At 69.9% G+C, this 12,988-nt stretch carries 17 protein-coding genes; 3 read left to right on the plus strand and 14 right to left on the minus strand.

What is annotated here, in order from left to right:
• Positions 1-123: 123 nt before the first annotated feature.
• Positions 124-312 carry a DUF3073 domain-containing protein gene (locus QFW96_RS20715; protein WP_093419982.1) on the minus strand — a complete coding sequence of 63 codons (189 nt, stop codon included), beginning with the start codon at positions 310-312 and terminating at the stop codon, positions 124-126.
• Positions 313-558: 246 nt separating this feature from the next.
• Here QFW96_RS20715 and QFW96_RS20720 point away from each other — a divergent pair, with 246 nt between their 5' ends.
• Entirely contained in the window at positions 559-1,437 is an 879-nt protein-coding gene (locus QFW96_RS20720) for a DUF8083 family protein (RefSeq protein ID WP_281457356.1), read from the plus strand.
• A gap of 191 nt (positions 1,438-1,628) precedes the next feature.
• Here QFW96_RS20720 and QFW96_RS20725 read toward each other — a convergent pair whose 3' ends face one another.
• From QFW96_RS20725 to QFW96_RS20745, 5 genes are all read right to left on the minus strand, one after another.
• The gene (locus QFW96_RS20725; RefSeq protein WP_281457357.1) at positions 1,629-2,435 is read right to left on the minus strand and encodes a methyltransferase domain-containing protein; all 807 of its coding nucleotides are present in this window, start codon (positions 2,433-2,435) and stop codon (positions 1,629-1,631) included.
• 165 nt (positions 2,436-2,600) lie between these two features.
• On the minus strand, positions 2,601-3,533 hold the full coding sequence (locus tag QFW96_RS20730; RefSeq protein ID WP_281457358.1) for an asparaginase: 933 nt from the start codon (positions 3,531-3,533) through the stop codon (positions 2,601-2,603).
• Positions 3,530-4,090: an RsiG family protein gene (locus tag QFW96_RS20735; RefSeq protein ID WP_093419992.1), complete on the minus strand. Its 561-nt coding sequence runs from the start codon at positions 4,088-4,090 to the stop codon at positions 3,530-3,532. Before QFW96_RS20735 ends, QFW96_RS20730 begins: the two co-directional genes overlap by 4 nt.
• A 212-nt stretch (positions 4,091-4,302) precedes the next feature.
• Positions 4,303-5,445: a CAF17-like 4Fe-4S cluster assembly/insertion protein YgfZ gene (ygfZ, locus tag QFW96_RS20740; protein WP_281457359.1), complete on the minus strand. Its 1,143-nt coding sequence runs from the start codon at positions 5,443-5,445 to the stop codon at positions 4,303-4,305.
• Positions 5,446-5,483: 38 nt separating this feature from the next.
• Positions 5,484-5,912: a Fur family transcriptional regulator gene (locus tag QFW96_RS20745; RefSeq protein ID WP_281457360.1), complete on the minus strand. Its 429-nt coding sequence runs from the start codon at positions 5,910-5,912 to the stop codon at positions 5,484-5,486.
• 84 nt (positions 5,913-5,996) lie between these two features.
• Here QFW96_RS20745 and QFW96_RS20750 point away from each other — a divergent pair, with 84 nt between their 5' ends.
• Positions 5,997-6,851, plus strand: coding sequence for an aminodeoxychorismate lyase (locus QFW96_RS20750; protein ID WP_281457361.1), 855 nt, complete (start codon positions 5,997-5,999; stop codon positions 6,849-6,851).
• A gap of 251 nt (positions 6,852-7,102) precedes the next feature.
• On the opposite strand, the gene QFW96_RS20755 is transcribed toward QFW96_RS20750, so the two are convergent.
• Positions 7,103-7,744, minus strand: a complete 642-nt coding sequence (locus tag QFW96_RS20755; RefSeq protein ID WP_281457362.1) for a heme-binding beta-barrel domain-containing protein — start codon at positions 7,742-7,744, stop codon at positions 7,103-7,105.
• A gap of 257 nt (positions 7,745-8,001) precedes the next feature.
• On the opposite strand from QFW96_RS20755, the gene QFW96_RS20760 reads away from it, so the two are divergent.
• On the plus strand, positions 8,002-8,745 hold the full coding sequence (locus QFW96_RS20760) for a class I SAM-dependent methyltransferase (RefSeq protein ID WP_281457363.1): 744 nt from the start codon (positions 8,002-8,004) through the stop codon (positions 8,743-8,745).
• Positions 8,746-8,857: 112 nt separating this feature from the next.
• Here QFW96_RS20760 and QFW96_RS20765 read toward each other — a convergent pair whose 3' ends face one another.
• The 7 genes from QFW96_RS20765 to QFW96_RS20790 all read right to left on the minus strand — a co-directional run bounded on the left by QFW96_RS20765 (position 8,858) and on the right by QFW96_RS20790 (position 12,828).
• A complete protein-coding gene (locus QFW96_RS20765) occupies positions 8,858-9,157 on the minus strand; it encodes a DUF1416 domain-containing protein (RefSeq protein WP_281457364.1) in 300 nt (99 codons plus the stop codon).
• Between the two features lie 33 nt (positions 9,158-9,190).
• Entirely contained in the window at positions 9,191-10,030 is an 840-nt protein-coding gene (locus QFW96_RS20770; protein WP_281457365.1) for a sulfurtransferase, read from the minus strand.
• Between the two features lie 35 nt (positions 10,031-10,065).
• Positions 10,066-10,509 (minus strand): DUF4395 domain-containing protein, encoded by a 444-nt coding sequence (locus tag QFW96_RS20775; protein WP_281457366.1) that lies wholly within the window; start codon positions 10,507-10,509, stop codon positions 10,066-10,068.
• Between the two features lie 132 nt (positions 10,510-10,641).
• Positions 10,642-10,707, minus strand: coding sequence for a putative leader peptide (locus QFW96_RS30235; protein ID WP_363786369.1), 66 nt, complete (start codon positions 10,705-10,707; stop codon positions 10,642-10,644).
• Between the two features lie 90 nt (positions 10,708-10,797).
• Entirely contained in the window at positions 10,798-11,235 is a 438-nt protein-coding gene (locus QFW96_RS20780) for a TlpA family protein disulfide reductase (protein WP_281457367.1), read from the minus strand.
• Positions 11,232-12,035, minus strand: a complete 804-nt coding sequence (locus tag QFW96_RS20785) for an LmeA family phospholipid-binding protein (protein ID WP_281457368.1) — start codon at positions 12,033-12,035, stop codon at positions 11,232-11,234. Before QFW96_RS20785 ends, QFW96_RS20780 begins: the two co-directional genes overlap by 4 nt.
• Before the next feature lie 31 nt (positions 12,036-12,066).
• On the minus strand, positions 12,067-12,828 hold the full coding sequence (locus tag QFW96_RS20790; RefSeq protein ID WP_281457369.1) for an alpha/beta hydrolase: 762 nt from the start codon (positions 12,826-12,828) through the stop codon (positions 12,067-12,069).
• Between the last annotated feature and the right edge of the window lie 160 nt (positions 12,829-12,988).

Genomic DNA, 12,988 nt, shown 5'->3' on the forward strand with positions numbered 1-12,988 from the left:
CCGCCGGTTCATCACCGGCGGCGCCACTCACCTCGTGCTGCTCTGGTGGGTCCTGCGAGCTAAGCGACGCACTCCGCCCTCGAACGAACAGCGTTCAACCGCTGTTCTCGCTGGAGGAGTGAGTCAACGTCGACCGTAGTCGTAGTCGTCGTACCCGTCGTCGTGCGAGTCATCGCGGTCTTCGCTGGACCACTCGCCGGACTCCGAGGTCGACAGCTCGCGCTGCAGAGCCTCTATGTCCATGGACGGGGAACTGTACTTAAGCTCGCGGGCCACCTTCGTCTGCTTGGCCTTAGCCCGGCCGCGCCCCATGGCTCGACCCCCTCGCACAGGGTGTGCGGGGCGGACAGGGGAAAGCCGGCCCCGCATGATCTCGACAACTTTTCCTGTAACTACCGTACCGTGTCGAGGCGGTTGAACGCGACGTGGTGCCGTGAGTTGGCGGTCGTGTCTTGGGTGATGTGTCCCTCGCCCGTTTCGATCAACCTCCCGAGGCCCTCCGGAGGGGGCCGTGAGTCGCGCGAACCGGCTCGTCGCGGGCATGACACCATGCTCGCTGTGCCAGAGCCGTTCGTCGCCTACCTGAGGGTCTACGAGCCCCTGTCGTCGTTCGAGTCACCGCTGCGCGAGGAAGTCGAGGCGGCGGTGGACCGCGGGTCCGTGGACCCGTTCGACGCGGGGCTGTGGGAGCAGCACCTGTGGCTGCGCAGCCAGCTGGCCGCGCCTCCCCGGCTGCTCCCCGGGGAGAACGCCGACGGCGAGGTCCAGGGCGTGGGCGGAGTCCTCGTGCTGGACCCCAAGGAGGTCCCGACCGCCCCGGCTGCCACCGTCGGTCCCGGCCCGCTGGTGTGCCCGCTGGACGTGCGCGGGCGCGCCGCCGCGGCCCTGGTGGGATTCCTCGGCGACGCGGACGTCCCGCTGCGCACGGCGGCCCTGCCGGAGTCGGTGGAGAAGGCCCGCACGCGCGCGGGCGCGGTGGTCAGCGAGCTCGGCGGCGGAGCCGTGCACGTGCTGTCGTCGACCTGGACGGTCCCGCTGCCCTGGTTCGTCGTCGTGGACCCCACCGAGCGCTGCGTGTTCACCGAACCCGAGCGCCGCCGCGTCTGCTGGCGGGTCGCGATGGCCGACGCCCGGCGCCGGGTCGCCCGCGCCCACTCGGTGTCGCAGCAGTCGATCGGCGAGGACGGGCCGACCCGGATCCTCAAGGAGACCGGGCGCTGGCTGGAGCGGTTCCACCCGCACAGCGCCGTCGAGCTCGACTACGGTGGCCTCGTGCAGCTCATGACCCAGGACGACCTCGACGCCGACACCTCCGCCGAGGACGTCCACGCCATCGTCGACGCCATGGAAGCCGACGACGCCGAAGAGGTCGCCACCCGCTACGAGCAGCTCCGCGACTTCTGGTCCGAGTTCGCTTCAAGGGAACACCACAACTGACCGGACTCCGATCCGCCGACCCACGCGCACCCGCGCCCGAACCCGGATTACCGCAGTAATCGGGAACCTGATTCCGGCGGCAATCCGGGTTCGGCATCCGGTGGGCACCCTCGGAACTCGGAATACTGCCGTAATCCGTTCACCGAATACCGCCGTATTCCGTCATCTCCCGGGGCGGGGTGGGCCTGACGTCAGGGGTGGCAGCGGATCTCTCCGTTGAGGACGGCGAACCAGCCGTTGTCGGAGTCCCGCCAGGTGTGCCAGGCGGTGGCGAGGTCTTCGAGTTCGTCCTCGGCGGTCAGGCCGTAGGAGATCGCCTGGGTGGCGAAGGACGACCGGCGGATCCGGTCCGCCCAGAGGTCGCCCCACCAGGCGCGTTCCTCCGGCGTGTCGTAGCACCAGGCCGAGGCCGTGCACTCGACGTCGGTGAAACCCGCCTGCAGCGCCCAGGTCTTGAGGTGCTTGCCGCCGTCGGGGAAGGCGTCGTTGTGGCGGGCGACCTCGCGGTAGAGCTCCAGCCAGCGGTCCAGCCCCGGGTTGTCCGGGGACCAGCGCATCCCGCCGTAGTCGGCGTCGCGGACGGCGACGATCCCGCCGGGCCGGCACACCCGGCGCATCTCGCGCAGCGCGGCCACCGGGTCGGTGAGGTGCTGCAGGACCTGGTGGGCGTGCACCACGTCGAAGGAGTCGTCGGCGTGGGGCAGCCGGTAGACGTCGGCGGTCTCGAACTCGACGTTGCCCAGGCCGCGCTCCGCGGCGGCGGCGCGGGAGATGGTCAGCGGGTCCTCGACGTTGTCGATGCCCAGGACCCGGCCCGGTGCGACGCGCTCGGCGAAGTCCAGGGTGATCGTCCCCGGCCCGCAGCCCACGTCCAGCACCTCGACGCCGGGGCGGAGGTCGCCGAGCAGGTAGGCGGCGGAGTTCTCGGCCGTCCGCCACTGGTGCGACCGCAGCACGCTCTCGTGGTGCCCGTGCGTGTAGGTGTCCTGAGCGCTCATCACTCACCATCCCGATATCTGGGAATTTCGTTCCGAAATATGAGCATATCGCGAACGAGTCGCTGGTGAGAAGCCTTCAGGGGTGAACGATCCCGAACGCAGCAAAGATCAGGTCCCCGACTTCCGCTGAAATCGGGGACCTGACTTCCGTTGAAATCGCGCGAATCAGTCCAAGGCGCCGGGGATGAGCCGGACCGAGCCCACGGGCTCGCCGCCGCCCAGGACGGGGATCTCGGCGAGGTCGTCCAGATCCCCGATCCCCGATCCCTCGACGCCGAGGCGGGAGAGGAGGCCGACCGCGATGGGCAGGCGGGGGCGGTCGGCGCCGTCGGCGATCTTGATCGCGGCCGCGCGGCCGTCCGGCAGCGCGAACGCGAAGACGCCCTCCGCCCCGATCTTGCTGATCAGACCGGGGACCGCGCCCATCAGGCGGGTGTCCTCCCGGCCGGTGCCCGCCACCAGCCACGGGTGCTCGTGCATCGCGTCCCCGACCGGCGTGCCGACCAGGCGCTGGAACACCCGGGCCAGACCGGTCAGCGAGATCGCGAACAGCGGGGCGCCGCAGCCGTCCACCGCCGTGTTGGCCAGCGGCTCGCCCGCCAGGTCCACGACGGTCTCGGCGATCGCGACCTGCAGCGGGTGCTTCGGATCCAGGTAGTCGGCCGTCGACCAGCCGTTGATCACGCAGGTCGCCAGCATCGCGGCGTGCTTGCCGGAGCAGTTCATCGCGATCCGCCGCTCCACCGAGACGCCGCGGCGCGCCTCCGCGCCCAGCGGCAGGTCGGGCGGGCATCGCAGGTCGTCCTCGGTCAGCGAGTAGCGGGCCAGCAGCTCGCCGACGCGGCGCACGTGGTCGTCCTCGCCGCTGTGCGACGCGGTCGCCAGAGCCAGGTCGGCGGAGGGGAGTTCGAGCCCGCAGCGCAGCATCCCGGCCGCCTGAGCGGGTTTGAGCGAGGAACGCGGGTACATCGGAGCGGTCGCGTCACCCAGCGAGAGCAGGGGAGCACCGTCCGGGTCGATCATCACCACCGAACCGTGGTGCAGGCCTTCCCGAAGTCCACTTCGGACGATCTCGACGAGTGGAACAGGTTGGATCAACGCCGGTCTCGCTCCTCAGCCAGAAGGTCATCCACCGAAGCAGCGCCTTCCCGGTAGCGGCGGGCGATCTCGGCGTTGAGCCGATCCACGACCTGCTGGACCTCGCGGCGGCGCTGCGACACCGAGTCCTCCTCGGCGGTGTAGGCGCTCAGCGCCCGGTCCAGCTTCTCATCGGACAGCGACATGACGTCGGACAGGTCCACGTCCGAGACCAGCGCCTCCACGTGCCTGCGGTGCGCTTCGGCGCGCGAGGGCTCGGTGGTCTGGTAGCGGCCGGAGCCCATCGCAGGGCCGACCGCGTTGTCGGACAGGATGGCGACCAGCTGCTCGACCACCGACCGCGAACCGTCCTCGCGCCGGCGGCGCTGCTCCGCGCGCACGATGTCGATGCGGGCGTGCAGCACCCGCCGCAGGTAGGACAGGTCCGTCTCCTCCTGGGCGGCCTCGTCCCGCAGCGCGCGCACCTCGCCCAGCGCGTGCTGCTCGATGCCACTGGTGTAGTCCGGGGACAGGACCCTGTCGATGCGGCGCCGTCCACCCGGGCGGACTTCGATCACGTGGCCATCCTCCGGCAATTCGGTCGAGCTCGCCAACATTTCGGGTGATGTCATTACGACAACAGTGTGACGCCGAGCTTTCGATCAGCGTTCCTCGGTGGTCGCAACGACCCTGATCGGGTGATCGGCATGCCTCAAGGGATACCGGCCCTGTCAAATGGCGACGTCACTCCACGCGCAGAACTTGAGGACCGTTATCGAACCTAACCTCCTCAGCGCCCACGAAGCCGGTCCGCCGCCAGCCGACCGGGTGGCTCGCCGGTGTCCGGCGGCACCGAGTCCGGGTCGACCGCCGCGGCCACCGAACGCTCCTCCGCCGGGTCACCCGCCATCAGCTCCGCGTCCACCGGGGCCGAGCGCTTGAGCAGCGCCAACGCCACCGGACCGAGCTCGTGGTGCTGGACGACGCTGCCCACCCGGCCGACCTTCCGGTCGCCGTGCAGCACCGGGTCGCCGGTCTCCGGCGAGACCTCCACCGACCCGTCCAGGTGCAGCAGCACCATCCGGCGCGGCGGCTTGCCCACGTTGTGGACCTTCGCGACCGTCTCCTGACCCCGGTAGCAGCCCTTCGCGACGTGCGCGGCGAGGTGGATCCAGCCCAGCTCGTGCGGGATCGAGCGGTCATCGGTGTCCAGCCCGACCCGAGGCCGCAGCGCCTCCACGCGCAGCGCCTCGAACGCCATCGTCCCCGACGGCCGGATGCCGGCGTCGGTGAGCTTGAGCCACCAGTCCACCATCGACTCGCGCGGCACCAGCAGGTCGTAGGTCTGCAGGTTCCGGAACGGGACGTTGCGCACGAACCCGCCGCCCGGCAACCCGCGCACCTCGTAGGCGCCCGAGGGCACCTCGGTGAACCCGGCGAGGACGCCGCCCGCGTCCGGGCCCATCGCCGTCAGCACCGCGAACTCCGAGGTCGCGTCGCGCGGCTCCACCTTCGACCAGAACCGCATCGCGTCCAGGTACTGCAGCAGCGTCTGCCTGCCGTCCACGCCGATCGTCGGCAGCGCGCTCGTGGCCTCCGCGCCCGCGTCGGTGTCCAGGAACACCACGCCGTCGTGGTGGGCGACCATCATGTGGCTGTCCACCCGGCCGTGCGTGTCGAGCACCAGCGCCTCGGTGCCCTGCCCCTCCGGCAGCTCCGTGAGGTGCTGCGAGAGCACCAGGTGCAGCCAGCTCAGCCGCTCCTCGCCGGGCACCGCGATGACCTCGCGGTGCGAGCGGTCCACCAGCACCGCCGAGCGCGCCGCCGAGCGCTGCTCGGCGAACGGGTCCCCGAAGTGCCAGGGCACGCCGACGTCCACCGACTCCTCCGGCGCGGGCACCGCGCCCGGCAGATCCAGCAGGGGTGAAACCATCAGCGCTCCTTGAATCGCGTGCTCGTCCGACACCGGGTTCAGCCGATGTCGGCGTTCTGGCATTCTCGGCAGGTGCCGGACAGCGCCAGGTGCGTGGCGTCGAGGGCGAACCCGTGCTCGCGGCGCAGCTTGTCCGCCAGCTCGTCCATCGTCTCGATGGCCACCTCGTCGATCCGCCCGCAGCGGTGGCACGCCAGGTGGACGTGCTCGTGCTCCTCGGCGGAGTAGGTCGGCGCGCCGTGACCGAGATGGGTGTGCCGCACCAGCCCGAGCTGCTCCAGCAGGTCGAGCGCCCGGTAGATGGTGGTGATGTTGATCGTCGGCGCGGTTTCCTGCACCTTCTTGCACACCTGCTCGGGCGTGGCGTGCCCCAGCTCGCGCACGGCGTCGAGCACCAGCTGGCGCTGCGGCGTCATGCGCATGCCGCGTTGGTGCAAGGTGCTGCGCAGCGATCCCTGGTCGCTCAATGCCCGCTCCTGTGCTCGGCGCGAATCCCCCTCGATCGTAACCTCCGGGCGCACCGCCGGATCTGGACGCTCTACGCTCGCGGCATGCGCGTACTGGCACTTCTGGACGGGACCCTCGCCGACCCCGAGGCACCGCTGTTCCGGGCCGACGACCTCGGCGTGATGCGGGGCGACGGCTGCTTCGAGACGATCCTGGTCGTCGATCGGGAGCCGCGCGAGCTCGGCCCGCACCTGGACCGCATGGAGCGCTCGGCGCAGCTGATGCAGATGCCGCTGCCGGAGCGCGAGGCGTGGGAGCGAGCCGGTCAGGCCGTCATCGACGCCTGGCCGTGGGACGCCGAACCCGAGATGGGCCTGAAGTTCGTCTGCACCCGCGGCATCGACGGCGGCGACGGCACACCGCACGGCTTCGCGATGGGCATGGACGTCGGTCCGGACACCAAGCGCAAGCGCGACGGCGGCGTCGAGGTCGTGACCCTCGACCGCGGCTACCCGTCGGACCTGATGCAGCGCGCCCCCTGGCTGCTGCTCTCGGCCAAGACCCTGTCCTACGCGGTCAACATGGCGGCCCTCCGCGAAGCCGAGTCCCGCGGTGCCGACGAGGTCATCTTCACCGCCACCGACGGCGTCGTCCTCGAAGGACCGACCTCGACCGTCGTGCTCGCCCAGGGCCGGAAGCTGCTGACCACCCCGCCGACCTCGGGGGTTCTCAAGGGGACCACGCAGGGGGCTCTCTTCCGCGCCGCTGAGCAGGCCGGGTGGGAGACCGAGGTGGTCAACTTCCCCGTGTCGGCTCTGTTCGAGTCCGATGGGGTGTGGCTCGCGTCCAGCATTCGGAAGATCACGCAGGTGCGGGCGATCGATGGGACGTCGATCAAGGCCGACGAAGCCCTGCACACCGACATCGCTGGGTTGTACGAGTCGAACTACCGGGGTTGAGTCCCGGGGCCTTTTCGCCTGACGTGCCGGTGATCTGGGGTTTCGTCCACTGACACTACTCAGTGGTCCCTCTGCTTGGCGGTGCCAGAAGCGGAACCTCAGACGCCTTCTGGCTCCGGGATCCGAGGCTTATGTATGCCAATACACGACACGTCGGCTGTCCTCCCCAGAAGACGTCTGAGAACCCGCGGCGGTGCCGGTTGCTCAGGTGGGGTACTGAGAAACCGGCTTCGCCGGTTGCCTGACGTCTTTCAGCCGACGACGCGGTCGAGCTTTGCTGAGAGGCGGGGCTGGAGCTCGTGCTCGGAGGTGGCCCGCTCCTCGACGTAGGCGAGGGCTCCGTCCACGACGCCGTAGAGGCGGCTCGCGGCCGTGACGTCCTCGCCGCTCGGGGTGCGCAGCACGGCGTCCGAGCCGAACTCCCAGGTCGTGGTGTTGCGCGGGGTGCCGATGAGCAGCTCGGTCACGCCGGTCGAGTGCATCAGCATGAACTCGATCGTGTCGTCCGGCTGCGGGCGCAGGAAGCCCTGCTCGCGGAACGCCGGTCCGACGACGTTGCCGCCCTCGCCGTCCAGCTTCCAGGCGCGGCTCTCGTAGATCAGGAACGGGCGACCGTCGTGGGAGATCGTCACCTGCTGGATGAACCGGTAGGTCTCCTCCAGCGACGGGTGCGCGGCCTCGCCCTCGCCGCGCCACACGCCGACCAGCGGCAGCAGCGACAGGCATGCGTCATCCAGCGACGGGCCCATCCGCAGGTTCGCGGTGTCGCCCTCGCCGGGGAGGTCGTCGAACTCGGGGACGTTGAGTTCCCGGGTGATCTTGGCTCGTTCCGCCGCCGCGGCAACTGCGGCGTCGCCGCTGCCCGGCTGCGGTTCGTTCGGCGTTGCAGTCATCGCGTCGAGGCTACAACGAGGCGCTGATCAGTCGTTGAACAGGCGGTACACCACGTAGAAGGCGAACCAGATGGTCGCGACCGCAGCGAGTCCGACGAGCGTGACGAGGCCGTAGTGCATGAAGTCGAGGAGTTCCACGCGTGAAGGATAACCACGGCGCCGCCCCGGCGGAGTGTGGCGTGCGGCATGATCGGCGTGGTGCGCGGTCGCGACAGGCCGCTGAACACCAGGAACGTCAGAGCCGGGACGAGGATCACATGGACTTCGAGACGCTGCGCGAGCGCGCGCTGGCCTACCGCGAGGAGCTGCTGGCCCGCAAGGACAAGATCGCTCCGGCCGACTTCGGGTGGTACCCGTACGACACGATGGCCAACATCTTCCACCTGGACGCCCTGCTCAGCGGCGAGCACCGGCAGGTCTTCGACCGCATCGCGGGCACCCGCATCGCCGACATCGGCGCCGCCGACGGCGACTTCGGGTTCTTCCTGGAGGACGAGCTGGGCTGCGAGGTCGACCTGATCGACAACGCGCCCACCAACTTCAACGGCCTGCGCGGCGCCCGGCGCCTGGTGGCGGAGTTGCCGTCGCGCGCGCAGGTGCACGAGATCGACCTCGACGCCCAGTTCCGGCTGCCCGCCGAGCACTACGGCGCGGTGTTCTTCCTCGGCCTGCTCTACCACCTGAAGAACCCGTTCCTGGTGCTGGAGCGGCTGGCCGAGCGCGCCGAGCTGTGCTTCGTCTCGACCCGCATCGCCCAGGTCACCCCGGACGGCACCCGCATCGCCGACCAGCCGGTCGCCTACCTGCTGGACCCGGCTGAGGCCAACAACGACGCCACCAACTTCTGGATCTTCAGCGAGACCGGCCTGCGCCGCCTGTTCGACCGCACCGGCTGGGAGGTCGTCGACTTCACCACCGTCGGCTGCCGGGAGGACTCCGATCCCCGGACCCCCGACCGCGACGAGCGGGCCTTCGCGCTGCTGCGCTCGCGCAAGGCGTGAGACGACCGGCGCGGCCTGAGACGACCCAGCACTGCCTGAAACGACCCAGCACTGCCTGAAACGACGAAGGGCCGGCACCTCGGTGAGGTGCCGGCCCTTCGGGTCGATCAGGTCAGGCGACCGCGATGTCCACCGCGTGCACGCCAGCGCCGCTCGGGGAGACCTGGGACTCGCCCTTGCCGCTGCGGTGCAGCGCGCGGACGGTCCAGTCGCCGGGGGCGGCGTAGAACCGGAAGTCGCCCTCCTCGGAGGTGACGACCTCGGCGGTGAACTCACCGGAGGAGTCCAGCAGGCGGACGAAAGCCCCGCCGACGGGCGACTCCCCGGCTCGCACCTTGCCGGCCACGACGACCTGGTCAGTGGCCTCGTCGACCGCGGTTGCCGACTGCTGCGGCGCTCCGCATCCACTCATGACGCAAACTCCTTGCTCGGTGTTACCGGGTGATCAGGCCTCGGACGGGTTCTCGATCGGCACGCCGACCAGCGAGCCGTACTCGGTCCAGGAACCGTCGTAGTTCTTGACGTTCTGGTGGCCGAGCAGCTCGCGCAGCACGAACCAGGTGTGCGACGAGCGCTCGCCGATGCGGCAGTAGGCGATGGTGTCCTTGCCGGTGTCCAGCCCGGCCTCGCCGTAGATCTCCTTGAGCTCCTCGTCGGAGCGGAAGGTGCCGTCCTCGTTCGCGGCCTTGCTCCACGGCACGTTGATCGCGCTGGGGATGTGGCCACCGCGCTGCGCGGCCTCCTGCGGCAGGTGCGCCGGGGCCAGCAGCTTGCCGGAGAACTCGTCGGGCGAGCGCACGTCGACCAGGTTCTTGTTGCCGATGGCGTCCACGACCTCGTCCCGGAAGGCGCGGATCGAGGTGTCCGGTTCCTGGGCCTTGTAGGTGGTGGCGGCCTTGTTCGGCTCGTCCTTGGTCAGCTCGCGGCCGTCGAGCTCCCACTTCTTGCGGCCACCGTCGAGCAGCTTGACGTCGTCGTGGCCGTAGAGCTTGAAGTACCAGTAGGCGTAGGCGGCGAACCAGTTGTTGTTGCCGCCGTAGAGCACCACGGTGTCGTCGTTGCTGATGCCCTTGGCGGACAGCAGCTTCTCGAAGCCCTCGCGGTTGACGAAGTCACGACGGACGTGGTCCTGCAGGTCGTTCTTCCAGTCCAGCTTGATGGCCCCGGGGATGTGGCCGCCGTCGTAGGCGGTGGTGTCCTCGTCCACCTCAGCGAACACCACCCCGGCGGTGTTCAGGTTCTCCTCGGCCCACTCGGTGGAGACCAGGACGTCTGCGCGGCTCATCGAGCGACTCCTTCGTTGATCTTCGAACTGTGGTTTCAGTCTGCTGTGGACGCCCCGGCCGGCGCGAACCGGCGGAGCACCAGGTACATCTGGCATCCGAGGCAGTAGCCGAACACCGCGTTGAGCAGTGCCGCCACCAGGGCGAAGGCGTTGGCCACGATGCCGAGGGTGGTCAGGTCCGCCGCGTAGCCGATGGTGGCCACGAGAGCGAAGACGAAACCGACCCCTTGCGAGAAGCGGACAGGTGCGGGTTCCTCGCGGTCCTCCGGGGCGACCGGCGCCAACCTGGGCTGCACGGTGCTCCGGTAGAGAGCCCCCCACGGGTTGAGGCCCATCCCGATGAACGCGCACAGACCGAACAGAACCATCTGGGCCGCCATCACGCGCCAGCTCGTGGTGATCAGGCCCAGCGCGAGGATCGCGCTGGTGATCGCCGCGGTGAACCGGACACCTCGCGGGTCGAGCGTCGTGACAGACATCTTCGAAGGCCTCCTGACGATGTGGACTGGGTCTGCCGAGTCCGTCAGGCGGTCGAGGGCGCACGCCGGCGGGAGTCATGAGGGCATGACGAGGCCGTGCGGGGAGCGCGTACTACCGCCCGGTCAGTGCCATCAACACAGGCTGCTACCCACGCGGCAGAGATCAACCGCGCGCCTTCGGGTCAGCAGTACATGCACGACCCGGAGATTACCCGGATCGACCGATCGCCGGGAAGAACGTTCATACAGTGGGACGGATCTAACGGAGTTGCTCGACTCGTTGCCGGGTCAGAGGTGCGGCTCGATCGCCTCGGCGAGGGCCTGGGGGCGGGGGACGCCGCCGATGCGGAAGAGCTCGCGGCCCGCGCGGTCGAGGACCAATGTCGTGGGCGTGGTGTGCACGCGCAGCGGCGTGGACCACTCGGGGTGGTCGGTGAGGTCGACCTCGACGTGCCTGACCTGGTCGTTCTTGCCCGCGAAGTCCGCCAGCAGGATGCGGGTGTGCCGGCACGGCTGGCAGAACGTCGTCGACAGCTGCAGCAGCGTCACCTGCGCGTCCGGGTCCGGAGCGGCGTCGAGCCGCTGCTTGAGCCCGTCCGGGAAGTGGTCGGTCACGATCTCCTCGCCCCCGCTGCTGCGCACCTTGCCCTGCCGCGCCTGCCACACCAGGCCCAGCACCAGCGCCACCGGCACCACCACCAGCAGCGCGATCACACCCGGGCTCATCCGGTCGTCACCCCGCTGCCGCTGATCGTCACGTTCTCGGCGGTGCCCTCGACGACCATCGCGCCGCGCTCCGCCCGCACGGCCGTGGGCTGCACCTCGAACGGCAGCATCCCCGGGTCGAGGGTGGTGTTGAACTGCTTGAGCACCGACTGCTCGAAGATCGGCGGCAGCTCGATCTTGCCGAACGCGCTGTTGTTGAGCTCCAGCTTCCGCGGCTCGATCTCCATCTTGCCGTTGACCAGCGACATCACCGCGATCACCCGGACCTTGTTGTCCGAGCCCGCGATGTTGACCGTGCCGTCGAGCTGCACCAGCGCCCGCTGGTCCTCGCCGCCCTCGGCCAGCCGCTTGTCGGCCTCGCTGACGTTGCCGTCGTCGTCGGCCAGCGCGTCCGGGGCCGCCGGTTCGATCGTCAGGTCCTGGATGCCGATCAGCCGCGCCACGTCGGAGGCCCGCAGCTTCACCCGGCCGACCAGCTGGTCCACCGAGAGCTCGTCGGCGGTCCCGGCGATGACCTCGGATGTGGCGACCTTCGCGCCGTGCAGGTCGGCCTCGATGCCCACCTCGTTGAACGGGCCCACCGGCACCGCGTTGGCCACCAGCTGCACGTCGCGGTAGTCGCCGGCGGCGACCTGCGTCAGGAACGGGAAGCCGTTGATCGAGACTTCCGGGTTCTCCGGCAGCTTGAGCTGCTGGGCGACCTTCTTCGACACCTGGTACTCCGCGAACGCGGCCGACCCGAAGTCGGCGGCGACCAGGAGACCCAGGACGAGTACGAGGGTGATCGCGAGCTTCTTCACTCCGAGCGTTCCGTTTCTGTCGGGGCGCCGGTCACCCGACCGCGTGGGGATCGGGTGGCCTCACTGTAATCATCGCCCACGCGGCGATCCGGTCCACCAGCTCGGGAGTGGTCGAGCTCTCCGCGTGCCGCATGCCCTCCACCGGCCAGAACTCCGCGCCGCCCGCCTCCGCGAGCGCCAGTGCGTCGGCGAGCGGGAAGTAGTGGTCGTCGGTGCCGTGCACGATCAGCTGCGGGATCTCGATGCGGGTGGCGAGCTCGATCGGCGAGGTCGGAACCCGAGGCCACGGGCCCGCCAGCCGCACGCCGAGCAGCCGCGCGCTCGCCCGGCCGTGCGGCTGCTCCAGCAGCCAGTGCACCCGGCGCATCGCGGCCGTGTCGCGCACGAACCAGCGGGCCGGGCTGCTCACCGCGACCACCGCGTCCGGCGGCGTGCCGAGCGCGGCCTGGCGCAGGACCACGGATCCGCCCAGCGAAAACCCGAGTGTGACGACGCGCTCACATCCGGCGGCGCGCAGATGTGCGACGGCGGCGTCGACGTCCATCGCCTCGTTCGGGCCCACGGTGGTGCGACCACCGGAGCGGCCGTGGCCGCGGAAGTCGGTCGCCAGCACCGGCCCGTGCGTCGCCAGCCGCTCCAGCACCCCGCGCACGCTGGGCTTCCGGATGTGGTTGGTGAACCCGTGGCCGACCACGAACCCCAGCGGCGCGGGCAGTCCGGGACCGGGGTGCAGCACGCCCCGCAGACGCGTACCGTCCTCGGCGCGCAACGTGACGGGCCGGTCCGGAAACATGCCGGAAACACGGTGACGGTTTCCGTTCACAATTGTGATGCCCTCGGTTGGACCTGGGTTTTTCCGCCGCATGTCGGTTATTCTCCTTGCCATCCACAGGCAACGACGCCGAGTCATCCGCCCACTGCGGGTGATGACCACACAACATGGCTGTCGACTC

Source organism: Saccharopolyspora ipomoeae, assembly GCF_029952525.1.
Lineage (GTDB): Bacteria > Actinomycetota > Actinomycetes > Mycobacteriales > Pseudonocardiaceae > Saccharopolyspora > Saccharopolyspora ipomoeae.